Raw genomic sequence first — 25332 nt, 5'->3', positions numbered from 1 at the left:
AGTTGCTGCTTTGTTGGCTGTGTCGCAACTTGAAATCTATTGAGTATAAATTGTGTTCTTTAGACTCAATAGATTAATTACGCAGTAACAGATAAACATTATCGTCACCACGTAAAACGTTCAAGGCGATAATGGAAGGCTTCTCTTCAGTGATCTTACGTAATTCACTGATGTTCCGCACACGCACATTGTTGGCTCCAACAATTAAGTCATTCTTCTGTAAACCAAACATAGCAGCAGGTGAGTTCGGGGCAATGGAATCCACTTTGATGCCTTGAGTATTTTTTATGGTGCCATTGCTCAGGGACGCGCCTTGCAGGGCGATACTCAGTTTTTCCGCTTTGGTTGACTCGCCATCACTGTTATCAAGAGCTACGGTGACTTCAAGTGGTTTCCCTTTACGCAACAGACCAATTCTGACTTCTTTGCCTACGGCGGTTGTACCAATCTTCGCCCGCAATTCAGCAAAGCTATTCATTTTCTTGCCATCAAAGGAAACCAGCACATCTCCTGGTTTAATACCTGCTTTAGCGGCGGCTGATTTAGGAATGACTTCACTGACAAATGCCCCTTGCTGTGCTTCAACTTTGAGTGCCTGGGCAATGTCAGATGTCATCTCGGTCCCTTTGATACCGAGTATGCCGCGTTTGACTTCTCCATGATCAATAAGCTGCGCTGCAAGGGTCTTGGCCATATTGCCGGGGATGGCAAAACCAATACCGACGTTACCGCCACCGGGGGCAATGATAGCGGTGTTAATGCCGATCAACTCCCCTTTCAGATTAATCAATGCGCCACCGGAGTTACCACGGTTAATGGAGGCATCGGTCTGGATAAAGTTTTCCAAACCTTCCAAATTCAGGCCACTGCGACCCAGAGCGGAAATGATGCCTGATGTAACTGTTTGCCCCAATCCAAATGGGTTACCGATTGCGACAGCGTAATCTCCAACGTGCAGTTTGTCGGAATCAGCGAATTTAATGGCAGTCAGGTTTTTAGCATTTTGCAATTGTAAAAGTGCAATGTCAGTTTGTGGATCACGCCCAATGAGTTTTGCTGAATATTCACGACCATCGTTTAATTGAACGCGTATTTTATTTGCATTATCAATAACATGGTTATTGGTCAACATATAGCCTTTATTGGCATCAATAATAACGCCTGAGCCTAGCCCCTTGAATGGGCGGCTTCTTTGCCCTTGTGGGGGAAAAGCCGGGCCGAAGAAGAATTGGAAATCGTCGGGTAATTGAAGCCGTTGGTTTTGTACTTCTGTACCTGAGGTATGAACCGTGACAACAGAAGGAAGTACTTTTTCCAGCATGGGGGAGAGACTGGGTAATTCTTGAGAGGCCATTGCAGCAGGTAAAGCTGCATTACTTACCACTGGAACTGAAGTTAAAGACAGTCCAATACTAATAGCGAGTGCGCTGAGCAATGTATTTTTTCTTTTCATGAATACGTTCTCTTAATACCTAAGCTAGAAAAGGAAATTTTACTTAAGATACCTATCCCGTCCGGGCATTTAGAAGCCTCAGAAATTACGCGTATTTGGATAGGCTCTAAGCATAATTGTTTCAATGCTGTTATGACTACCAACTATTCAGCAAAGTTCACTAATAAAGTAGTTTAAATGAACTTCTTTACAGGTATTTACGTGAATTAGAAATAAAAAACAAAATTTTTTCGGCTGGATGAAGAGTCACAACAGAAAGCCGTGGTATTCATCGTTACCACGGCAAAGTTCATTATTATTTCTTATCTTGAATTGGGCGGAATAGACCAGAGGCACCCTCAGAATAATCCCGTGGAGGCATATTAGCAGTCGCTTTATGTGTCTTAGCTTCGGATTCGCTCAGACGGTAATTGAAAGGATTATCTTGTACTGGCATGTTGGGCATCAGGTCATTGGAGCTTTTAGCCATGTGCTGATACAATTGACGATAATCGCGCGCCATATTGTCAAGTAATTCAGCACTGCGGGCGAAATGGCTGACCAACTCTTTGCGGTATTCTTCCAATTCAGCCCGATTTTTCTCTAATTCAGCTTGTTGCGCATTTTGTTGGCGTAGCTTGGAGCTGCCAAAGCGGACAGCCAGCGCGCCGATGATAAAACCAATGATTAATCCGATCAGTGCATATTCCCAAGTCATGGCAACTCCTTTAATAACATCATTGTTCTGCAATGTTCTGCAATGTTTTGCAATCAATATTGTTCGCAATCTATTAGAGCTTTATCCCATTAGGCAGTTCTATTTGCAAGGATATACGCCTACTGGGATAGGCTCTTGGTATCATGACTACCACTATAACCGTTAATTTAGTCAGAGTGGAATATTGATTATTATTTAATTAATTTATCTATTGCTTAATATATTAATTTTATACGGATTTACCAAAATATGTAGTCAAAAATTCGTAGCCAAAAGCATCTATACTCAATGGATTTCGGACTAATGGGTTTCTAACCACTGTGCGAAGGCAAGGGCTGCGAATGTAGCCAACAGAGCTGTTACATACGATACGCATTGAGAATAAAAATTTTAAGGATTGTCACTTTCATGTCACCGATTACACCTTCATCTCTCTATCAAGCAGCGCTGTCTGATGGTCAGTATCAACCTGACGAAGTACAGCGCAATACTGTTGAACGTCTCGATATCATACATCGTGATCTCGTCAATGCCCGATCTTGTCATATTCCGCAATCCAATGGATTGAAAGACATGTTGGGCAAGTTGTTTGGTCGGCAATCCCCTGAGCAGTATCGTCCTGTTCAGGGACTCTATATGTGGGGGGGTGTAGGGCGAGGAAAAACGTGGTTGATGGATATGTTTTTCCAGAGCTTGCCTACTGAGAGGAAACTGCGTCTCCATTTTCACCGTTTTATGTTGCGGGTACATGAAGAGTTAACAGTTTTACAAGGACATGAAAACCCTTTGGAAGTAGTCGCTGATGGCTTCAAGGCACAGACGGATATCCTCTGTTTTGATGAGTTTTTTGTATCTGACATTACGGATGCAATGATCCTCGGTACATTGCTGGAGGCCCTGTTTGCACGGGGCATTGCCTTGGTGGCGACATCCAACATTCCACCTGATGAACTATATCGAAATGGATTGCAGCGTGTGCGGTTCCTGCCTGCCATCGAGCAGATCAAAAAATATTGTGATGTCATGAATGTCGATGCAGGTATTGATTATCGTTTACGGACACTTACACAGGCTCACCTTTATTTGACGCCATTGACGGAACAGAATCGGCAGGAGATGCGTCATATGTTCCAGCGTTTGGCTGGACGAGCAGGAGAGCCGAATCCTGTATTGGAGATCAATCATCGCAACATGCCTGCAATCAGTAGTATTGATGGTGTATTGGCCATCCATTTTAAAACATTGTGCGAAGATCCCCGCAGTCAGTTGGACTACATTGCTTTGTCGAAGCTTTATCATTCTGTTTTGTTGCATGATATGCCAATCATGACGGAATTGAATGAAAGTGCGGCACGGCGTTTCATTGCACTGGTAGATGAATTCTATGAGCGTCAGGTAAAACTCATCATCAATGCTGATGCGCCGATGGAACAGATTTATCAAGGTGAGTTGTTGACGTTTGAATATCGACGTTGCTTGTCTCGATTGCAGGAAATGCAGAGTGAGGAATACCTGAAACTTCCGCATTTACCCTGATTTATTTACCTCTTTGGATACCAATGCATGAAAGTAATACCAACCAATAGGATAATTATTGAATTTGGGGTCGATTTTTTATGATGAGTTCTCTATAATCTTGCGACCCCACGTTACAGCAGGTTTTTTTTCCCAAAAAACTTGCATTAGTGCCGGCATAGGCTATTCGAAGGGGTAGGTTTGCTGGACATGAGTCGTGTGAACCTCCAAAAAGTTTCTGAACATCGAGTGTTCACCAACATGTAACTTATAATTGGGTAAGCTTTAATGAAAACTTTTACAGCTAAGCCAGAAACCGTAAAACGCGACTGGTATGTTGTTGACGCAGACGGCAAAACTTTGGGCCGTCTTGCAACTGAAATAGCTCGTCGCCTGCGCGGCAAGCACAAAGCGGAATACACTCCGCACGTTGATACTGGTGACTACATCATTATTGTTAACGCAGAAAAAGTTGCTGTAACTGGCAACAAACGTGCTGACAAAATTTATTATCACCACACTGGCCACATCGGTGGTATCAAGCAAGCGACCTTTGAAGAGATGATTGCCCGCCGTCCTGAGCGTGTCATTGAAATCGCGGTTAAAGGCATGCTGCCAAAAGGGCCACTGGGTCGTGCAATGTACCGTAAACTGAAAGTTTACGCGGGCAACGAGCACAACCACGCGGCACAGCAACCACAAGTTCTGGACATTTAATCGGGATTATAGGCAATGGCTGAAAATCAATACTACGGCACTGGTCGCCGCAAAAGCTCCTCCGCTCGTGTCTTCATTAAGCCAGGTAGCGGTAACATCGTAATCAACCAACGCAGCCTTGAAGTTTACTTCGGCCGCGAAACTGCGCGCATGGTTGTTCGTCAACCACTCGAGCTGGTTGATATGCTGAGCAAACTGGATCTGTACATCACTGTTAAAGGTGGTGGTACTTCTGGTCAGGCAGGCGCAATCCGTCACGGTATCACTCGTGCACTGATGGCTTATGACGAGACTCTGCGCTCTGAACTTCGTAAAGCTGGCTTCGTTACTCGCGATGCTCGTGAAGTTGAACGTAAAAAAGTGGGTCTGCGCAAAGCACGTCGCCGTCCACAGTTCTCCAAACGTTAATTTATTGCCACAGTTGTGGCAATGGGTTAAAGTTAAAAAACCCACCATTTTTATGGTGGGTTTTTTTATTTCTACAGATTTTTTCATTCCTTAATAACTCTCTATTTTTTGCAAATAAATAGCGCTTTTTAATGATAAATTCCTGAATTCCAATATTTCATCATTAATTCTCAATGTACTTCCCCACAAAATGTGCAAAATCTGATAGAGTAGTAATAATTTTTTGCCTTATCCATGAATTTGCCCGATTTGGCAGAGGTTAAATATCTTTCCAAGAAATTTCTCGTTACAGCCAGTAAAGCAGTTACTAGAAAAGTGAAGGGAATAGCCTCGGATAATAAGTGCGAAACAGGATGAGAATATGAGCGAGAATAGCCGCTGTTTATTGAAGGGCTGTTCATTCCTTTTTTTAGATAAACTTGGAGGTTTTCATGGCTGTCGCTGCCAACAAACGTTCGGTAATGACTCTGTTTTCCGGCCCGACCGACATTTTTAGCCATCAAGTGCGAATTGTACTGGCGGAAAAGGGGGTCACTGTAGATATTGTACATGTTGATCCTCTTGAAGAAGATAATTTGCCTCAGGAGTTGATTGATTTTAGTCCTTATAAATCTGTTCCAACTCTCATTGATCGTGATCTGACTTTATATGATTCTCGCGCCATTATGGAATATCTGGATGAACGTTTCCCACATCCACCACTCATGCCTGTGTATCCAGTCTTACGTGGCACGTGCCGCATGGCGATGTATAGAATTGAAAAAGATTGGTATTCCCTGATGTACAAAATTCAGGAAGGAAATGCTCAGGAAGCTAATGCTGCACGTAAACAGCTTGCTGAGAAATTACTGAGTAAGGATTGTATATCTCTTTTCAATCCTTTCTTCGCGCATGAAGAGTTCAGTTTGGTGGATTGCTACTTGGCTCCGCTGCTGTGGCGTTTACCTGCCTTAGGCGTCGAGTTGTCAGGTCCGGGCACAAAAGAGCTTCAAATCTATATGCAGCGTGTGTTTGAACGTGATGCATTCTTGGCCTCACTGACAGAAGCCGAACGTGAAATGCGTTTACAATCACGGAGTTAATTTATGGAGATGACTCAAATGTCTCCACGCCGCCCCTATTTATTGAGGGCACATTATGAGTGGCTATTGGATAATGACATGACCCCACATATTGTTGTGGATGTTAACGTTTATGGAGTTAGCGTCCCGATGGAATATGTGCAAAATGGGCAAATTATTTTGAATGTCTCGCCGAGAGCGGTTGGCAATTTAGAATTGACTAACGATGAAGTGAGATTCAATGCCCGTTTTGGTGGTGTTGCTCGTCAAGTTAATGTGCCGATGGCAGCTGTTATTGCGGTTTATGCCCGTGAAAATGGTGCGGGAATGATGTTTGAGCCAGAACTTGCCTATGATGAGGATACTGGATCAGAAGAAACAGTTGCACCAATAGCCGATAATTTGGTACTTATCCACGATAGCAGGCATGGTAACAAAGCTTCTCACGATAATGATTCGCCAGATGACGAACCGCCACCTCAACCGCCAAAAGGTCGTCCAACTTTGCGCGTTGTAAAATAATTGCTTAACGCTCATACCTTATAGATTTTAAGTTGCAGTCAGCAAGGCTGTAACTTGAAAGGTGAAGAGGCGTATTGGAAATGCAAATAGAGGAGACATTGATCTCCTTTATTTTTAGTTCAGAAATAAGCGTTACGAGCTTTTTCAAATTCCCACATACAGATTTCGATATTATCTCGATTTTCCCCAGTATTCGATTTTTCTGCTGCGTTTAAGCTATTCATCATTTTTTTGGCAAACTCTTTCTTTTTATCCAGTTTATTGAGCGTATTAGGAATAGTGCAGATATCAGTGAATGAAAGCGTACGGTGTGCTTTTGCCAGTGCTAATACCTCTACAGGATTTTCAGTCAAAGCAACAGATAAAGCGTTAATGATTTTCTGAGGAAATTTTGGATGGGCATTAGGGTTGAGCTTAAAGGCAATTTGCAGCCATTGTGTATCACCAGTCGAAATACTATGGAGCATGTTGTCCTGTTCGTATTTTTCATTTATCTCCGCCACAACAGAATTTACACCTCTTTCTTGTAATTGCTGCATAATTTTGGCAGGCGTAGAGAATTTTGCAATTGATGGCAAGCTTGTCAAGGACATGCAAGAGAAGAAGAGTATCTGTGTGAGTAATCGCATGTATTTCTTCCTGTTATTATCGTTTTAATGATCTTTTATTTCACGTCTATTTAACCAGTTACTTTGAGCAACTTTCTTTTCGAAAAAAATAAGCCTTATGGCTGTATTACGGTGTTGCACTATTGTTGTATTGTTATAATGAGTGGGAGATTAAATCGGTATATTTGACTTTAGAATATAAGAATAGTCGTATAAATCGAAAAAATACAACTAGTGTGGTAGTAAAAAGAAAATAAAAAACCGACGGGATTTTTATGTTTTTGAGATCTTCTCCGACTCAGGGATCGGAGAAGTCATTAGAAGAAAAAGAATTGGATATTACACTTCAAGATAATCGAGAATGCCGAAAGCGGCTTTTCGGCCTTCATCAATGGCTGTTACTACCAAATCAGAGCCACGCACGGCGTCTCCACCTGCGAATATTTTCGGATTACTGGTCTGGAAAGGCAGATTACTGGACTCAGGAGCTATAATGCGGCCTTTTTGATCGAGGCTGACTTGATGTTCATCTAGCCAGCTCATGGTATGGGGTTTGAAGCCAAACGCCATGAGCACGGCATCAGCTTCTATCAAGAATTCGGAACCTTGAATAATCTCAGCCTGACGACGGCCTTTTTCATCGATGGCACCCAGTTGTGTTTTCACAACTTTAACACCACAAACATGTCCTGCGTTATTAATCTCAATGCTCATTGGTTGGAGGTTAAAGCGAAACTCTACACCTTCTTCTTTAGCATTTTTTACTTCACGACGGGAGCCGGGCATATTTTCTTCATCCCGCCGATAAGCACAGATAACACTGGTTGCACCTTGGCGAATCGAAGTACGGACACAGTCCATAGCAGTATCACCACCGCCCAGAACCAGAACACGTTTAGCTTTCATATCAACATAAGGCTGTTCAGGGAGAGAAAGGTAGCCCATCAACTGACGGGTATTGGCGATTAAAAAAGGCAAAGCGTCATATACTCCGTCAGCGCTTTCGTTCACTAATCCTCCACGGATGGATTGATATGTTCCAACCCCAAGAAATACGGCATCAAATTCTGTCGTAAGTTCAGCCAGTGTGATGTCTTGGCCTATCTCTGTGTTCAGCCGGAATTCAATACCCATCCCGGAGAACATTTCACGGCGGCGAATCATCACCTCTTTTTCTAGTTTAAAAGCGGGGATACCGAATGTGAGCAAGCCACCAATTTCAGGATGGCGATCATAAACCATCACTTGTACACCGTTACGGCTCAGGACATCTGCACAAGCCAATCCCGCAGGGCCTGCTCCGATCACGGCTACACGTTTGCCTGTCGGGATGACATGCGACATATCCGGTTTCCAGCCCATCGCGATGGCCGTGTCATTAATGTAACGTTCAATATTACCGATGGTGACAGCACCGAAGTCATCATTCAGTGTACAAGCACCTTCACACAGGCGATCTTGCGGACAAACCCGCCCACAGACTTCTGGTAAGCTGTTGGTCTGGTGAGATAATTCTGCTGCTTCAATAATGCGCCCTTCATTGACGAGTTTCAGCCAATTCGGAATATAGTTGTGTACAGGGCACTTCCATTCGCAGTACGGATTACCGCAAGAGAGGCAGCGATCTGCTTGTGCTTGTGCCTGAATTTCAGAAAAGGGTTCATAAATCTCAATAAACTCTATTTTTCTGATTTTCAATGGTTTTTTAGGTGGATCGACACGCTGCAAGTCGATAAATTGATAAACATTCTGGCTCATAATTGACTCCTTACTGTGCCTGAACCCGCAATTCGGCAGCAGAACGACTGCGGTGCCCCAACAACGCACTGACATCACTGGATTTAGGCTTAACCAAAGCAAATTTATTGACCCATTGAGACCAATTTTCCAATATGCTTTCGCCGTGTTGAGAGTTTGTCAGACGAACGTGTTCGGTGATTAATCCCCGCAGATGTTCTTTGTGAATAGCCAAACTATCCATTGAGAGAACTTCCACCAGCTCTGGATTGACGCGTTTACGGAAATCATCAAATTCATCAAGCACGTAAGCGAATCCACCTGTCATGCCCGCCCCAAAATTGACACCAGTGCTGCCTAGAACACAGACGATCCCACCGGTCATATATTCACAGCCATTGTCGCCGATCCCCTCAATAACGGTGATGGCACCTGAATTACGTACTGCAAAGCGTTCACCGGCATGTCCGGCAGCAAAGAGTTTCCCGCCTGTTGCACCATACAGGCAGGTATTACCGATGATAGTGGCTTCGTTACTTTTAAATGCTGAACCAATAGGAGGAAGGATGGTAATACAGCCACCTGCCATACCCTTACCGACATAATCATTGGCATCGCCGATTAAAGTCAGTTCAACACCACCCGCATTCCAGACCCCAAAACTTTGTCCGGCTGTTCCACTGAAATGTAGTTTGATCGGATCGGCCGCCCGTCCCTGATCGCCATACCGGGCTGCAATTTCACCGGAGAGAGAGGCGCCAACAGAGCGATCTGTATTTTGGATATCAAAATAGAACGTCTTGCTTTGTGAATTTTCCACATAAGGCATCGCTTGAGCGACGATTGATTTATTCAGTGTCCCCTGATCAAAAGGAGAATTATCTTCTGTGCAATGCAGTGCTTTGCCGACGTGAGGCTCTGCCGTTTCTAGCAATGGTTCAAGATTGAGTTTGCTCTGCTTAGCCGAAATTCCCTCAAGTATTTCCAACAAATCTGTTCGACCAATCAAATCCGTAAGTTGTTTCACACCTAATTGCGCCATCAGTTCTCGTGTTTCCTGCGCAATAAAGCGGAAATAATTCATGACTCTTTCTGGCAGGCCGTGATAATGAGATTGCCGCAGTTTTTCATCTTGCGTAGCGACACCGGTGGCGCAGTTATTTAAGTGACAGATCCGCAAATATTTACAGCCAAGGGCAACCATTGGGCCAGTCCCGAAACCGAAACTTTCTGCACCTAAAATAGCCGCCTTGATGATATCCATACCTGTTTTCAACCCTCCATCAACCTGAAGGCGGATTTTATGGCGCAGCCCATTGGCAACCAACGCTTGTTGGGTTTCCACCAGTCCCAATTCCCATGAGCAACCCGCATATTTGACTGAAGAGAGCGGACTTGCACCAGTTCCACCATCATAACCAGCAATGGTTATCAGGTCGGCATAAGCTTTGGCGACACCTGTGGCAATGGTTCCTACGCCGGGTTCTGAAACCAGCTTGACGGAGATCAGCGCTTTCGGATTCACCTGTTTAAGATCGAAAATCAATTGGGCCAGATCTTCAATTGAATAAATATCGTGATGTGGCGGTGGGGAAATCAGAGTAACCCCCGGCACGGAATAGCGTAATTTGGCGATATAAGGCGTGACCTTATCTCCCGGTAATTGACCACCTTCCCCCGGTTTTGCGCCTTGGGCGACTTTTATCTGGATCACATCGGCACTGGCTAAGTATGCTGGTGTCACTCCGAATCTGCCAGAGGCGACCTGCTTAATGCGGGAAACTTTGTTGGTGTGATAACGCGCAGGATCTTCTCCACCTTCTCCTGAGTTGGAAAACCCACCTAACGCATTCATCGCTTCTGCCAGCGCTTCATGGGCTTCAGGACTGAGTGCGCCAATTGACATGGCTGCTGTATCAAAACGTTTGAACAAGGCTTCCGCGGATTCAACATCTTCAATGTTAATGGGATCGCCTTTAGGGGAGATGGCTAGCAGATCCCGCAATGTTGCGATGGGACGCCCATTAACCAATTCAGAATATTTCAGATAATCGTTGTAATTGCCACTATGAACTGCCGCTTGCAATGTACTGACAACATCAGGGTTATAAGTGTGATATTCCCCATTATGGACATATTTCAGTAGCCCCCCTTGATCAATAGCGTGGCGATGTAACCATGCCCGTTTGGAAAGATTACGCAGATCTTGTTCAAAATCACTGAAATCTGCGCCTTCAATACGACTGACGACACCATTGAAGCAGATATTTGTCACATCAGAGTGCAGGCCGACGGCTTCGAACAATTTCGAGCAGCGGTAAGAGGAAATGGTGGAGATACCCATTTTGGATATAATTTTATACAGCCCTTTATTAATGCCATTGCGATAATTAAGCATAACGCGGGCGTATGGCGTATTGATTGTGCCGTCATCCACCATTTTTCCCAGTGACTCATAGGCCAGATAAGGATAAACCGCAGTAGCACCAAAACCGATTAATACCGCAAAATGATGTGGATCACGCGCACCAGCGGTTTCTACGATCAAATTGGTATCGCAGCGCAGGTTTTTTTCAACCAAACAGTGCTGAATTGCACCGACTGCCATTGGCGCAGGAATTGGCACTCTTTCAGGTGAAATATTGCGGTCGGATAGTACCAGCATTACTGCACCATTGCGGGCGATTTCTTCCGCTCTTTCACATAAAGTTGAAATAGCGCTCTTCAGCGTGATCTCCTGTGGATTGAAGGTCAAATCCAGCGTATCAGCGCGATAATAGGATTCCTGATGGGTCGTCAGTTGTACAAAATCAGAGTAAAGCAGAACCGGAGATTCAAAGCACAGTCGATGAGCCTGTCCCTCAGCTTCGCAAAAGACATTCATTTCTCGTCCAATGCGGGTAGCCAGAGACATAACATGGGCTTCACGCAATGGATCAATAGGAGGATTGGTAACTTGAGCGAATTGCTGACGAAAATAATCATAAATAATGCGCGGACGGCTGGAAAGTACAGCAAACGGCGTATCATCTCCCATTGAACCTGTCGCTTCTTGAGCATTTTCACCGAGGATACGGATAATTTGATCCAATTCCTCATAACTGTAGGCAAACTGTTTGTGGTAAGTCGCCAACAGGCAATCATCCAAATCTCTCTGCCCGATTTGCTCTTCCGGCAACTCTTCGAATGGAGTCAACCGTTTGACGTTTTTCTCCAGCCACTCTTTATAAGGGTGACGGCTTTTCAAATCATTATCAGTTTCAGCAGAGTGAAGAATGCGGCCCTCATAGGTATCAATGACCATTAATTCACCAGGTCCAACACGGCCCTTTTCGACGACTTCATCTGGTTGATAATCCCAAATACCGACTTCAGAGGCACAAGTAATCAGCTTATCTTTGGTGATCACATAGCGGGCAGGGCGCAAGCCGTTGCGATCCAGATTACAGGCGGCATAACGCCCATCGGAAATAACGATGCCGGCTGGCCCATCCCAAGGTTCCATGTGCATGGAATTGAAATCGAAGAATGCACGCAGGTCATCATCCATATCAGGGTTATTCTGCCATGCTGGTGGAACGAGCAAACGCATGGCGCGTATTAAATCCATACCGCCATTGAGAAACAGTTCCAGCATGTTGTCCAGTGAACTGGAATCGGAACCGGTTTCATTAACAAAAGGCGCAGCAGTATGTAAATCAGGGATAAGTGGTGTGTGAAACTTATAGGCTCGCGCCTTAGCCCATTCACGGTTTCCCGTAATGGTGTTGATTTCCCCATTGTGAGCCAGATAGCGAAATGGTTGTGCCAACGGCCAGCGGGGAACCGTATTAGTTGAAAAGCGCTGATGGAATAAACAGATAGAAGACTCCATACGCAAATCGGCTAAATCGGGGTAGAAACGGGGTAAATCCGCAGCCATGCACAGTCCTTTATAAATCGTGACCAGATTAGACAGGCTGCAAATATAAAAGTCGTTGTCGGTAATGCGTTTCTCTATGCGGCGACGGCAAACGAACAGGCGGCGTTCCATATCTTGCGCCCGCCATCCGGCTGGTGCGTTGATGAAAACTTGCTCAATGCGGGGGAGGCTTGATAGGGCAATATCACCTAAAATATCGCGATTGATAGGAACTTCCCGCCAACCCACAATGGATAGGGTTTCGTGTTGTAATTCCTGTTCGATAATGTCACGGCATGATTGGGCTATTTTTGCATCCTGACTCAGGAACAGCATGCCGACAGCATAGTTTTTAGCGAGCCGCCATGATTGCTCACTGGCGATCATTTGAAAGAAACGGTTTGGTTTTTGCATTAACAAACCACAGCCGTCACCCGTTTTTCCATCCGCCAGAATCGCGCCCCTGTGTTGCATACGAGCCAGTGCGTGTATGGCTGTGCGCACCACTTTGTGACTCGGCTCTCCTTCAATATGTGCGATTAATCCAAACCCACAGTTATCTTTTTCCTGCAATTTATTATACAACATTGTAAAACTCCCCAAGTTCTGTCCGACTCTTTCTGTCTGACTCTCACATCACTCGCGAGATGGCATAGATATATTTATTTCTACGGGCGTCTAATTCGCGCCCTCAGTTAAACGCCACTTGTTTTATTGATATCCACAAGCGGTAAATCAAAATGATGTTATGTCATATGTCACTGCATAAATATGAGACGGATGATTATCCGACAGGTGATTTTCAGTGAATTCCCAACTTAACGATAAAAATAGAGTAGGTCAAATAGTGTCAAATTGCGTTTTTTGTAGGAAGATTTTATTTATTTGATTGATTTTAATGAAGAAACATTGAGTTTTTGTCTTTTGTGACCAAGATCACCCTCTTAGGTGATGTGATTTATATCACTAAAATTACCACATTATCTATTTTATATATGCTTTAAAATGCAAAATATTTAACATTTTATACTGATAATTTATTTTAGATTGGATTTGTTATGTGTATTTTCTTCTTTTCAAGAGAATGTGATTGATTGTTTTTTAATCTCAAAAAAGATGATTGAAACCTATTTGCATAGTTATTCTATTTTTTGGATATTTTATTCTACATAGGGTTTAAGGGTGATATCACTCAACGAAGTTGGGGCTTTTTTGCGTTATGATTCAATCTGGTGACTTTACCGGGAATAATTTTACTGGGAGCGGTTATGAAGCTGATTCGAGGGCTTGCCCAATATTATGTAGATTTGATGATGAAGCTGGGGCTGGTGCGTTTTTCTATGTTGCTTGCATCGGCTTTGGTTATTCTTGCTATAGCTATGCAGATGGCAGTCACAGCCGTACTGACTGGAAAAGTGGAGAGTATTGACTTAATCCGCTCCATCTTTTTTGGTTTGTTGATCACACCTTGGGCGGTTTATTTCCTTTCCATCGTAGTTGAGCAACTTGAAGAATCCCGCCAGCGTTTATCTAGTCTGGTCGAAAAACTTGAAGAAATGCGTCAGCGCGATGCGGCATTAAATCTGCAACTCAAAGAAAATATTGCCCAATTAAATCAAGAGATCGGCGATAGAGAAAAGGCGGAAAAAACGCATTTGGTTTTGTTGGATAAACTTAAACTGGAAATGGAGCACCGAGAAAAAACCCAGATTGAACTTGAGCAGCAATCAATACTATTGCGTTCATTTCTGGATGCCTCCCCAGATTTAGTTTATTACCGTAATGAAGAGAATGAATTTTCCGGCTGTAATAGGGCGATGGAATTGCTGACTGGCAAAAGCGAAAAAAATCTCATAGGTCTGACGCCGACGGATGTTTACGATAAAGAAATTGCCAGCAAGGTGATGGAAACTGATGAAAAAGTATTTCGCCACAATGTATCCCTGACTTATGAGCAATGGTTAGTTTATCCCGATGGTCGCAAGGCCTGTTTTGAGCTAAGGAAAGTCCCTTTTTATGATCGCGTTGGCAAGCGACATGGGCTAATGGGATTTGGGCGCGATATAACGGAGCGTAAGCGCTATCAGGACGCATTGGAGAATGCCAGTAGGGATAAAACGACTTTTATCTCTACGATTAGCCATGAGCTTCGTACGCCTTTAAATGGCATCGTGGGCTTGAGCCGAATATTGATGGATACCGACTTAACACCAGAGCAATGCAAATATCTGGAAACGATTCATGTCAGCGCCGTTACCTTGGGGAATATTTTTAATGATATCATTGAATTAGATAAAATTGAGCGCCGCAAGGTTCAGCTTGATAACCAACCGGTTGATTTCACGGGTTTCATAACAGATTTGGAGAACATTTCAGGTTTATTGGCGCAGCCGAAAGGAATTAAATTTGTATTGGAACCAGAGCAGCCATTACCAGCAAAAGTACTTACTGATGGAACCCGCTTGCGACAAATCTTGTGGAACCTGATTAGCAACGCCGTCAAATTTACGCTTCAAGGTGAAATTAGGGTTCGTATCTGGCGTGAAGAAGGAGAGCGCTTATTTTTTGAAGTAACGGACTCCGGTATTGGCATTCCTCCTGATGAGCTGGAAAAAATCTTCGCAATGTATTATCAGGTCAAAGACAGTGCTGGCGGACGCCCTGCGACAGGCACAGGCATTGGCCTTGCGGTTTCGAAGCGCCTTGCTCAAGGCATGGGGGGAAACATTGCAGTGAAAAGTACGTTAGGCCAAGGTTCTTGCTTTACTTTGTCTGTTGTTGCTCCAGCCATTGGTGATAACCCAGAAGGGAAGGCTGAACAAGATACTGTGCCATTGCCAGCACTTAACATCTTGTTGGTGGAAGATATTGAATTGAATGTCATTGTGGCTCGTTCTGTGCTGGAGAAACTGGGTAACAGCGTGGATGTAGCCATGAATGGCCATGATGCATTGGCAATGTTTGATCCTGATGAATATGATTTAGTGCTACTGGATATCCAATTGCCGGATATGACCGGACTCGATATCGCCCGTCAATTGCACCAGCGTTACTCCTCTCAATCCTTGCCTCCTTTGATCGCTCTGACGGCTAATGTATTGAAGGATAAAAAAGAATACCTTGATGCAGGCATGGATGATGTGCTCAATAAACCGCTATCCGTCAAGGAATTGACTGCCGTAATAGAAAGATATTGGGGTAAGACATCTGAATCTGAAAGTATCTTACCGGAAGTTGTTATTGTGAATCAGGATGAAGAGCGGCTAGATATAGAGATGCTTAACCAATACATCGAATTGGTTGGATCCAAAATGATTATAGATAACCTGTCTATTTTTGAAACCATGATGCCAAGTTACATTTCTTTGCTGGACTCCAACATGACTGCCAGAGATCAAAAAGGCATCACGGAAGAGGCTCATAAGATTAAAGGGGCGGCTGGTTCAGTAGGGTTACGTCACTTGCAGCAATTGGCTCAGCAGATTCAGTCACCAGATTTACCTGCGTGGTGGGATAATGTTCAAGAGTGGGTGGATGAGTTAAAGTTGGAATGGAAGCAGGATATAGAAATATTGAGAAATTGGTTATCAAGCGCTACAAAAAAATAACCCCAACCGAAGTTGGGGTGCGCTAATACTGCGCCAACACCAGGGAAACTTGTTTACCCGCTTATCTAAGATTTATTTTCGATGCGAGTAATTAAAGAATTCTTCCGTATAGAACACAAGTACCAACATAGCAAAGATAAGATTTTTTGTTACAAGATTCATTAAAATCTGTGATGAAGATTGGTGTTTAACCCTCTAAGGGGTTAAGCATTAATCTACTACAAATGGAGAGAAATATGAAATCTGTTGCCGTTATATTAAGTGGATGCGGAGTGTACGATGGAAGTGAAATTCACGAATCAGTCCTGACTATGCTCTCTTTAAGCCGTCTTGGCGCTGAAGTGTCTTTTTTTTCGCCTGATGAGGAACAACATTATGTTATTAATCACCTTAATGGAGAAGAGAAAAAAGAAAGTCGCCACATAATGGAAGAATCCTCCCGTATAACACGTGGAAATATACAGCCTTTATCCAAAGTTAATATTGATGAGTTGGATGCGCTGATTATTCCTGGGGGTTTTGGTGTAGTCAAGAATTTATCTAATTTCGCATCTAAAGGTTCTGATTGTGAAATAAATAAAGAGTTATTAAGTGTGGTGCAAAATATGCACAAGAAGGGTAAGCCGATGGGGTTTATGTGCATTTCTCCTGTTATGGTACCTAAAATATTAGGCAAACCGATAAAAGTAACCATCGGCAATGATCCAGAAACTGCGGCTGAAATAGAGAAGATGGGAGGCATACATATTGAATGCCCCGTTGATAGTGTTGTCATTGATTTTGAAAATAAAATTGTAACAACACCCGCTTATATGCTTGCAGAATCTCTGTCTCAGGCAGAAAAAGGAATTGATAAATTGGTTAGAGAAATATTGGGAATGATTGAGTAATAGGATGAAAAATCCTTTTTCAATATTATGGCGCTGGCTGAAAAGAATTGTCGTGTCGATCACAGTTCTGTGGTTTGTTGCTGTAATCGCTTTTTCATTTCTGCCGGTGCCGTTTTCTATGGTGATGATAGAGAGACAAATAGGCGCTTTAATGTTAATTAATTTATCTTATGTTTCTCATTCCTCATGGGTAGATCAGAATCAAATTTCACCTTATATAGCATTAGCCGTCGTTGCAGCCGAAGATCAAAAATTTCCAAAACATTGGGGATTTGATTTTGATGCTATTGAAACTGCTATAGCGCATAACAAAAAATATCAGAAGCGAATTCGGGGAGCATCGACAATTTCTCAGCAAACAACCAAAAATTTATTTTTATGGGAAGGACGGAGTTGGGTCAGAAAGGGGTTGGAAACGGGAATGACGGCGGTACTGGAATTGCTATGGTCAAAGAAACGTATTTTGACGGTCTATCTTAATATCGCCGAATTTGGCAATGGCATTTTTGGTGTTGAAGAAGCAGCCCAGCGTTACTTCGGCAAACCTGCCAGTCGATTGACAGTTTCTGAGTCAGCGTTGCTCGCTGCTGTACTGCCAAACCCCCATCGCTATCAGGTGGATGCTCCCACTAAATATGTATTGCAGCGTCAACAATGGATTTTGCGGCAAATGCAGTTAATGGGGGGAGAGAATTACTTAAAGCAAAATGACTTGAGATAGGAGAAAGCGGCCCAAATTGGTGCCGCTTTAATGGTTGTTAGCTGAGCTATCGCTTTTGGCTGAGATTTTCAGTTGAGATATGTAAATGCTGTTGTTACACGTCTTACGCCGCTGGTTTCGCTGGCGATTTTCGCAGCGTCACTTCCTTCTTGTCGAGTGACGATGCCAAACAAAAAGACTTCACTATCTTCTGTCACCACTTTGATGCTGGATGACCTCACGGCATCACTGGCTAAAATTTTTGAGCGCACTTTGGTTGTCAACCAGGCATCGGAGGAAACTGTGCCCAATGAAATGGGGTTACCCTGACGGATTTCGTTATATACCGCCTTGGTGCCTTCAACTTTCGACGCAATCTGTTTTGCCTGCTCAGCCAGAGCTATATTTGGGCTTTGGCCTGTTAAAAGAACCTTATTTTGATAGACAGTGGCGACCACACGGGCTTGTGCCTTAATTTGTGGATCTTTGCTGATAGCCGTGCTGACACGGGCTTCCAATGTAGTATCGTCAACTTGTTGGCCAATTGTTCGCGGATCTGAACCGGCTTTTGTGGCAAACGCGGCCGAACCTACGACGGCAGCGCCAATACATCCTTGTAATAGCATTGCGCTGAAACATACCAATAATAGAGAAAATAACCGCATAAGCTGGCTCCTTATTCATCCTGATGAGGGAATAATGTATTGTCGATTAAGTCGCACAGACAGTTAATTGTCAACATATGGACTTCTTGGATCCTGATGCTATGGTGTGAGGGAATGCGTATTTCAACATCCTGAGGGCCTAGTAAGCCCGCCAATTCACCACCATCGTAGCCTGTCAGCGCGACAATCGTCATATCACGTGTAACAGCAGCTTCTACCGCTTTGATGATATCCCGACTGTTTCCATGTGTAGAAATAGCAAGCAGAACATCCCCTGTATTTCCCAATGCTCTGACTTGTTTGGCGTAGATTTCGTCAGGCTGTTTACTGTTGGCTATGGCGGTGATCACCACATTATCCGTATTCAGTGACAGGGCAGGCAAACTTGGTCGATCCGTTTCGAAGCGATTAATCATGCTGGCGGCAAAACGCTGTGCGGTTGCGGCAGATCCACCATTACCACAGCAAAGGATTTTATTGCCGCTCAGCAGTGATTGAACCATCATGATTGCGGCGCGTGAGATTGCGTCGGGTAATGCTTCTGCTGCTGCGATCTGAGTTTGAATACTTTCTGTAAAGCAGACTTTAATTCTATCCAGCACGTTATGACCTATGTATTTAGAATATATTTATTTAGCGAGAAAATTGAGAACCTACTGAAATAGGCTCTCATTCAGGGTGAAGGCATTTTTCAGCCATTCAAATTTTTGGCCTGTTATTGCACAAACATCGAAGCGGCATGGTGCAGTTTCCAGACATTCATTTCGTCGGGACAGCCAGACAGCCGCTGTATACAAAAGCTTTCTGCGCTTACTTTGGGTAATTGTAGCAATGGCGCCACCATATTGTGCATTCTGACGAAAACGGACTTCAACGAATATCCATGTATATTTATCACGCATAATCAGATCGATTTCCCCACCACGAATTTTCACATTCTCAGCAACAAAGACAAGCCCTTGTTTTTGCAAAAACAGTTTAGCTTGTTGTTCATAATGGCGCCCTAGTGCATAGCGATTGTTTGTTGGTTTTTTCATCCTGAAATGACCACGATTCCTTTCATATTTCAAACGGTAGCTTTGTTTCCTGCTTTTACGCCCCCTACTATTATTTATGTTCGGGGGAACCTTTGTACCATATGAATATTTATCTAATTGTTTTTACGTGATTTTATGTTTAATTGTTGTAAGCGGCATTATTCACGTTATCGACATTTTCAGTGTTATTAGCATTCTCAGTGTTATCGATACTGTCTGATCGATCTTCAATAACTATACGACCACTATTGAATCGCATCCATGGTAGTTGACGCAAGATGGTGCAGTTATCCGTCACGGAAAGTTCTCCCGATGCACCATTCAGGCGGAATCCCATCTCCTGCCGCATTTGCGCAAATTGGTTAGCCAGTGACCATGCATCGATTCCCATTGCATAGATGCGCATCAGAGAATAGTCATTGGCGAATTTTTTGGCGGCTTGTTGCATTAATGGCACATTCGCACCTGTCAGCAATGGAATATCACTAAATTGCATACCATCCATCTCTAGACGGAAATCAGGGCCTGAGCCTGATGTATTGCTGCGTGAGCTGGCATAGAGAGTCGGTTTTTTACGGGAACTGATTGCCATATCGATCATTGGTTTGATGGTGGTCAGTTCATTTGCTGTCGCGATAATGTAAACAGCATCCACAGGGGTAGTCGCTGAGCTTGTGGGGATAACTGGCGTACCAGACAAGCGAATGCCAATACCACGGTTCATGGACTGTCTCATTTCGCTCGGTGTTCCAAAAGCTTGTTGCAATACCGCCTGACCGCCCAATTTTTGCCACTCTTCTGCAAAGGCTTTTACAACTCGAGTACCCAATTCAGTGCGGGGTATCAACACCAGAGGACTGCGCTTTTGTTGTTGCCAAATATGCATCGCGGCATTTTTCGCCTCATCTTCAGGAGAGAGCGAGAAATAACAGATACTTGGCTGCGTTTGTGGTACATCGAGTTCATTGAGCGCCAGAATATTCAATGGAGTTTCAATCTGAGCCAATTGTTCTACATTAATTTTCAGCAATGGCCCAACGACCAGAGTCACACCATCTTGTTCAGCCTGTGCCAGCAGAGCAGTGAGTGGCTGGCTGTTGGTGTCATAGACTTTTACAGTCTGATTATTGATAGGGGCATCATTAATCGTAGAAGCCACTGTTGGTACCGAATCCGCAGTTGATACGATATCTGTGGCCGCATCCATGTCAGATACGGGTTCAATCGCAGCAACGCCACTATTTTCTGAATTTGCAACGCGGGTATTTTCAGGATCAGCTGATTCAGTATTAGATGGAGTGGTGTTGATTGCTCCATTTGAATCAACGGTATTCGTTGGCAATTCTGGTTTTGGCAATGCAGGTCTTGATGAAGATAACTTTGGCAATCCTTTTTGTGCATCAAGGAAACCTTGGCGAATAGCTTCACCAAACACTTTTGTCGGACCGCTCAAAGGCAGAAATAATCCAATTGTGGCATGGCTGGTTTTGGTCTCTTGCAGAATTTGTTGCAGGGGCGAAGGTAAACTACGTGCAGCAGGATTGTTTGAATAACGGATTTGCCAATCGTGGACAGCTGAACGCAGTTTCTCCAGATCCTGTTTATTGATCTGATAGGTATTGAGTAAATCAAGCCAACTTTGCAATGTATATTCGTTGGCATTAATCACCAATTCACTCATTTGCCGGGGTGAAAGATGCGTCAGTAATTGCCATGTCTCATCAAGATTTTTCTGGCGGGTGGTATCATCTGTTTGGTTTTTTGTTAAATAGGACTCCAACGCGATGTAAGCACGGATAACATCCAGCGATGGTTGATTGTGTGCTGCATCAATAATGGCTTGATAGCGGTTAATCTCTGCGCTGATATTGTCCTGAGGCTCAGAAGTTGGTTGCCCTTGCTGTACGGGCGTGGTACACCCTGCAATAATCATAGTCGACAGCAGCGCTGTATAGACTAAACCAGTTTTAAAACGCACAAAAATTGAGGGAAGCATACTGTATCCAGTGATGTTTTTTTTCAAAGATGCTCAATTTTAAATCGGTCATTCGGATGAAACAATGAATCAAACCAATCGAGCAGTGGTTACGACATCCACGCTATATGTTGTACCAACCCCTATTGGAAATCTGGGGGATATTACTCAGCGTGCTCTTGAAGTTCTTAAACATGTCGATCTGATTGCAGCCGAAGATACGCGACACACTGGCTTGTTGCTTCAACATTTTGCCATTAATGCGCGCATGTTCGCACTTCATGATCATAATGAACAGCAGAAAGCAGATCAATTACTTACGAAACTTGAACAAGGGATGAGCATCGCATTGGTATCTGATGCCGGTACACCTTTGATCAATGATCCGGGCTATCACCTTGTCCGTCGCTGCCGTGAAGCGGGCATTAATGTGGTGCCACTTCCTGGTCCTTGTGCGGCAATTACAGCATTGTCTGCTGCTGGCTTACCTTCAGATCGCTTTTGTTATGAAGGTTTCTTACCCGCCAAAAGTAAGGGGCGCCAGGATACTTTGCACGAGTTAGCACAAGAGCCGCGAACGCTGATTTTCTACGAATCGACACATCGTCTGTTGGACAGTTTAGAAGATATTGTGAAAGTGTGGGGTGCGGATCGTTATGTGGTTCTGGCACGGGAATTGACCAAAACGTGGGAATCTATTCGAGGAATGCCCGCTGGTGAACTTCTGACATGGATCAGGGAAGATGAAACCCGTCGTCGAGGAGAAATGGTTCTGATTGTGGAAGGGTATCGTAAACCTGCGGATGATAGCTTGCCGCCAGAAGCCTTGCGAACGCTGGCGTTGCTGCAAAAAGAACTTCCATTGAAAAAGGCGGCGGCATTGGCGGCAGAAATCCATGGTGTGAAGAAAAATGCCTTGTATCGTTATTCGCTCGATCAAAACGCTGCACAGGATCAAATTGAAGAAGACGCGTGAAAACTCCTATACATTGAATAGCAAACCTCTTATAATCCGCGCCGGAGTTGACCAGACAGTCGCTGCTTTACCACTCTCCCTTGGGAGAAGTAAAGGGGAGGAAAGTCCGGGCTCCATAGGGCAGGGTGCCAGATAACGTCTGGGAGGTGAAAGCCTACGACCAGTGCAACAGAGAGCAAACCGCCGATGGCTCATTTTTGCAAGAAAATGAGATCAGGTAAGGGTGAAAGGGTGCGGTAAGAGCGCACCGCGCGACTGGCAACAGTTCGTGGCACGGTAAACTCCACCCGGAGCAAGACCAAATAGAGGTTCAGATGGTACGGCCCGTATCGAACCCGGGTAGGTTGCTTGAGCCAGTGCGCAAGTGCTGGCCTAGATGAATGGCTGTCCAAGACAGAACCCGGCTTATCGGTCAACTTCACAAATTTAGCCCTATAGAGCGAAAGCTTTATAGGGCTTATTTCATTTATGGGTAAACTGGGTAAATTGGCTCAACATGGAATGGGTATCAGGAACAAAAGGAATTAGTCATTCAAATCAATAAATAGGCCTCGAAATGGAGTATCCGCCTGTAATATCACTTCCTGCTCTTCCTGAATGAATACACCATCCCCGCATTTGATCATTACCTCTCTGCTTTTGTTATCCTTGATTCTTATGTTACCGCGAATGATTGCGTTACCACTGATGGATTGCAGGTAAGCATGTTTGCCTCGCAAAGTCAGAATCTGGTTGTTATGGGGCTTAAGCACGAGATAGCTTATCCAGACTTGTTGGCGCAGACGCATACTATTGTTTTCTGACGTAGGCGAGGCCAGCAATGTGAGTGGCTTGTTTGTCAGTACCTTACGCTGTAATGGCTGTGCTTCTTGCTGAGGGCAAGCATTGAGCCAGAGTTGCAGCCGTGTCAGTGGTATTTTGTCACTGGTATTGTGCTCACTGTAACGAATTCCCTGACGGGCAGAAAATAGCAGGCAATCCCCCTGACGTGCCTGGAAGTTGTTGCCTTCACTGTCCCGATATTGAACTTCCCCTTGCAGGATAATATTCAGAATATCAACATGAGGGTAAGCTTTGGGTTGGAACTCAGTTTTTGGTGCCAAAACTTCCTGATTAAGAACACGCAGTGCCCGGTAGTTCAAAAATTTTGGGTCAAAATAGTGACCAAATGAAAAAGTATAGCGAGCCTGTACCCAACCATAATCAGCTTTTCCGCATTGATTTGCTGTTCTCGTTATAATCATGACTGTAATCTCTTCAACTATAGATCTATTATTCTCGATCTTAATTATCTGGACGTTGAAATGTTAGCCAGTTAATCTGGTGGCTATATTCAAAATTCCTGATTGAGAAAAATATGGGTAAAGAACGAGCGCTTACATTGGAATCCCTGCGGGTAATGGATGCGATAGACCGACGGGGAAGTTTCGCTGCAGCAGCGGATGAGTTGGGCCGAGTTCCTTCCGCATTGAGTTACACCATGCAGAAATTGGAAGAAGAGCTGGATGTTGTGCTGTTTGATCGTTCTGGTCATCGCACGAAATTTACCAATGTTGGCCGGATGCTGTTGGAACGAGGGCGATTATTGCTTGAAGCGGCAGATAAATTGACAGCAGATGCCGAAGCGCTTGCCCGCGGTTGGGAAACACACCTGACTATTGTGTGTGAAGCCCTGTTCCCAATCACATCACTTTTTCCTATCGTGGATAAACTGGCTACTAAATCGAATACACAACTTTCGTTAATGACGGAAGTACTGGCAGGTGCTTGGGAGCGCTTGGAAACCGGGCATGCTGATATTGTGATTGCACCTGACCTTCATTTTAGGGCTTCGGCGGAAGTGAATTCGCGGGCACTTTATTCTATTAATAACGTCTATGTTGCCAGTGTGGATCATCCTATCCATCATGAGCCCGAACCACTGTCTGATACTACACGAGTAAAGTATCGTGGAATAGCAGTAGCTGATACGGCAAGGGAGCGTCCTGTATTGACGGTTAAATTATTGGATAAACAACCACGTTTAACGGTGAGTACACTGGAAGATAAACGTCGGGCGCTTTTGGCTGGGTTGGGCGTGGCTACGATGCCATATCCTATGGTGGAACAAGATATTGTTGAAGGCCGCTTGTGTGTTGTGGGTTCGGAATACAGCCATGAAACCAACATTATCATGGCATGGCGGCGCGATAGTATGGGAGAAGCGAAGTCCTGGTGCTTACGTGAAATCCCCAAATTGTTTGCGAAGAAATAGCGTGCATGAAAGCCCCTTGCTGCGATTACACAGCAAGGGGCTTTCAGCTTCTACCAGTTTTTTCTACCAGTTTTTCTTCAATGCATGATCAATACTGAATTTTCCTGGTCCCATCATAGCCAGCAGCAGGTAACCTGCGCCGATGGAGAAATTTTTCAGGAACATAGTCAGGTTCATGTCATTTGAAAAATCATTGTGGAACAGAATAGCTGTCAGAATACAGAAAATAAATGTAAACACAGCCGTGGTACGGGTTAACAGGCCGAACAGCACAGCAAGCCCGCCACCAAGTTCAAGTAAGATAGTCAGTGGCAGTAAAATTCCCGGTACCTTCATGGCTTCCATAAATTCCTGCGTTCCCGCGTAGGCATCACCTAGTTTTCCATACCCTGCGATAATGAAAAGAACGGATATTAAAATACGGGCAACCAATAGGCTACTATCTTCAAATTTTTTCATGAACGTCTCCAAAAATACCGCAGGTAGCGATAAATAAGCTGTTTATTTTGATTTTTTGTCCAATAAATGAACTAAATGGCACAATTTGTTAATCATTGGCTGATGGGTGGTATTCTAAAGAGAGGTGTTATTTGTTGATAGTAAGGAAT

The 25332-nt window shown here is 44.1% G+C and carries 21 protein-coding genes and 1 other RNA gene; 11 read left to right on the top strand and 11 right to left on the bottom strand.

Features of this window, described 5'->3' with window-relative positions:
* Positions 1-73: 73 nt before the first annotated feature.
* Positions 74-1453, bottom strand: a complete 1380-nt coding sequence (locus PSI23_RS07735; protein ID WP_273554541.1) for a Do family serine endopeptidase — start codon at positions 1451-1453, stop codon at positions 74-76.
* Positions 1454-1748: 295 nt separating this feature from the next.
* Entirely contained in the window at positions 1749-2150 is a 402-nt protein-coding gene (gene zapG / locus PSI23_RS07730) for a Z-ring associated protein ZapG (RefSeq protein ID WP_273554540.1), read from the bottom strand.
* Positions 2151-2558: 408 nt separating this feature from the next.
* On the opposite strand from zapG, the gene zapE reads away from it, so the two are divergent.
* The 5 genes from zapE (at position 2559) to sspB (ending at position 6373) form a co-directional block, all read left to right on the top strand.
* Positions 2559-3686, top strand: a complete 1128-nt coding sequence (gene zapE / locus PSI23_RS07725; protein WP_273554539.1) for a cell division protein ZapE — start codon at positions 2559-2561, stop codon at positions 3684-3686.
* 267 nt (positions 3687-3953) lie between these two features.
* Positions 3954-4382, top strand: a complete 429-nt coding sequence (rplM, locus tag PSI23_RS07720; RefSeq protein ID WP_092518260.1) for a 50S ribosomal protein L13 — start codon at positions 3954-3956, stop codon at positions 4380-4382.
* Between the two features lie 15 nt (positions 4383-4397).
* Positions 4398-4790, top strand: coding sequence for a 30S ribosomal protein S9 (gene rpsI / locus PSI23_RS07715; RefSeq protein ID WP_092518258.1), 393 nt, complete (start codon positions 4398-4400; stop codon positions 4788-4790).
* Positions 4791-5221: 431 nt separating this feature from the next.
* Positions 5222-5872: a stringent starvation protein SspA gene (gene sspA, locus PSI23_RS07710; protein WP_273554538.1), complete on the top strand. Its 651-nt coding sequence runs from the start codon at positions 5222-5224 to the stop codon at positions 5870-5872.
* Between the two features lie 3 nt (positions 5873-5875).
* The gene (gene sspB, locus PSI23_RS07705) at positions 5876-6373 is read left to right on the top strand and encodes a ClpXP protease specificity-enhancing factor (protein WP_273554537.1); all 498 of its coding nucleotides are present in this window, start codon (positions 5876-5878) and stop codon (positions 6371-6373) included.
* Positions 6374-6492: 119 nt separating this feature from the next.
* Here the strand turns inward: sspB and PSI23_RS07700 are convergent, their stop codons facing one another.
* From PSI23_RS07700 to gltB, 3 genes are all read right to left on the bottom strand, one after another.
* Entirely contained in the window at positions 6493-7002 is a 510-nt protein-coding gene (locus PSI23_RS07700) for a hypothetical protein (RefSeq protein WP_273554536.1), read from the bottom strand.
* Between the two features lie 318 nt (positions 7003-7320).
* Positions 7321-8739 (bottom strand): glutamate synthase small subunit, encoded by a 1419-nt coding sequence (locus tag PSI23_RS07695; RefSeq protein WP_273554535.1) that lies wholly within the window; start codon positions 8737-8739, stop codon positions 7321-7323.
* Between the two features lie 10 nt (positions 8740-8749).
* Positions 8750-13207 carry a glutamate synthase large subunit gene (gene gltB / locus PSI23_RS07690; RefSeq protein WP_273554534.1) on the bottom strand — a complete coding sequence of 1486 codons (4458 nt, stop codon included), beginning with the start codon at positions 13205-13207 and terminating at the stop codon, positions 8750-8752.
* 680 nt (positions 13208-13887) lie between these two features.
* Between gltB and arcB the strand changes: the two genes are divergently transcribed.
* The 3 genes from arcB to mtgA all read left to right on the top strand — a co-directional run bounded on the left by arcB (position 13888) and on the right by mtgA (position 17838).
* Positions 13888-16227, top strand: a complete 2340-nt coding sequence (arcB, locus tag PSI23_RS07685; protein WP_273554533.1) for an aerobic respiration two-component sensor histidine kinase ArcB — start codon at positions 13888-13890, stop codon at positions 16225-16227.
* Positions 16228-16463: 236 nt separating this feature from the next.
* The gene (gene elbB, locus PSI23_RS07680; RefSeq protein WP_273554532.1) at positions 16464-17117 is read left to right on the top strand and encodes an isoprenoid biosynthesis glyoxalase ElbB; all 654 of its coding nucleotides are present in this window, start codon (positions 16464-16466) and stop codon (positions 17115-17117) included.
* A gap of 4 nt (positions 17118-17121) precedes the next feature.
* Positions 17122-17838 (top strand): monofunctional biosynthetic peptidoglycan transglycosylase, encoded by a 717-nt coding sequence (gene mtgA / locus PSI23_RS07675; protein WP_273554531.1) that lies wholly within the window; start codon positions 17122-17124, stop codon positions 17836-17838.
* 68 nt (positions 17839-17906) lie between these two features.
* On the opposite strand, the gene dolP is transcribed toward mtgA, so the two are convergent.
* From dolP to PSI23_RS07655, 4 genes are all read right to left on the bottom strand, one after another.
* A complete protein-coding gene (dolP, locus tag PSI23_RS07670) occupies positions 17907-18482 on the bottom strand; it encodes a division/outer membrane stress-associated lipid-binding lipoprotein (RefSeq protein ID WP_273554530.1) in 576 nt (191 codons plus the stop codon).
* 11 nt (positions 18483-18493) lie between these two features.
* Positions 18494-19084: a DnaA initiator-associating protein DiaA gene (diaA, locus tag PSI23_RS07665; RefSeq protein WP_273554529.1), complete on the bottom strand. Its 591-nt coding sequence runs from the start codon at positions 19082-19084 to the stop codon at positions 18494-18496.
* Between the two features lie 51 nt (positions 19085-19135).
* On the bottom strand, positions 19136-19519 hold the full coding sequence (locus PSI23_RS07660) for a YraN family protein (protein WP_273554528.1): 384 nt from the start codon (positions 19517-19519) through the stop codon (positions 19136-19138).
* A 139-nt stretch (positions 19520-19658) separates the two neighbouring features.
* Positions 19659-21515: a penicillin-binding protein activator gene (locus tag PSI23_RS07655; RefSeq protein WP_273554527.1), complete on the bottom strand. Its 1857-nt coding sequence runs from the start codon at positions 21513-21515 to the stop codon at positions 19659-19661.
* A gap of 64 nt (positions 21516-21579) precedes the next feature.
* On the opposite strand from PSI23_RS07655, the gene rsmI reads away from it, so the two are divergent.
* Together rsmI and rnpB are read left to right on the top strand one after the other, a co-directional pair.
* Positions 21580-22470: a 16S rRNA (cytidine(1402)-2'-O)-methyltransferase gene (gene rsmI, locus PSI23_RS07650; RefSeq protein ID WP_273554526.1), complete on the top strand. Its 891-nt coding sequence runs from the start codon at positions 21580-21582 to the stop codon at positions 22468-22470.
* Positions 22471-22513: 43 nt separating this feature from the next.
* An RNA gene (gene rnpB / locus PSI23_RS07645) (RNase P RNA component class A) lies at positions 22514-22894 on the top strand.
* 100 nt (positions 22895-22994) lie between these two features.
* Here rnpB and PSI23_RS07640 read toward each other — a convergent pair.
* Positions 22995-23714: a pirin family protein gene (locus tag PSI23_RS07640; RefSeq protein WP_273554525.1), complete on the bottom strand. Its 720-nt coding sequence runs from the start codon at positions 23712-23714 to the stop codon at positions 22995-22997.
* A gap of 113 nt (positions 23715-23827) precedes the next feature.
* Here PSI23_RS07640 and PSI23_RS07635 point away from each other — a divergent pair, with 113 nt between their 5' ends.
* The gene (locus tag PSI23_RS07635; protein ID WP_273554524.1) at positions 23828-24724 is read left to right on the top strand and encodes a LysR family transcriptional regulator; all 897 of its coding nucleotides are present in this window, start codon (positions 23828-23830) and stop codon (positions 24722-24724) included.
* Between the two features lie 63 nt (positions 24725-24787).
* On the opposite strand, the gene PSI23_RS07630 is transcribed toward PSI23_RS07635, so the two are convergent.
* Positions 24788-25183 (bottom strand): DoxX family protein, encoded by a 396-nt coding sequence (locus PSI23_RS07630; RefSeq protein WP_273554523.1) that lies wholly within the window; start codon positions 25181-25183, stop codon positions 24788-24790.
* Positions 25184-25332 lie beyond the last annotated feature (149 nt).

The sequence above is a fragment of the Xenorhabdus yunnanensis genome, from assembly GCF_028598805.1.
Taxonomy (GTDB): domain Bacteria; phylum Pseudomonadota; class Gammaproteobacteria; order Enterobacterales; family Enterobacteriaceae; genus Xenorhabdus; species Xenorhabdus yunnanensis.
The sequence above is the reverse complement of the archived record's forward strand: the minus strand, read 5'-3'. Positions and strand labels throughout refer to the sequence as shown.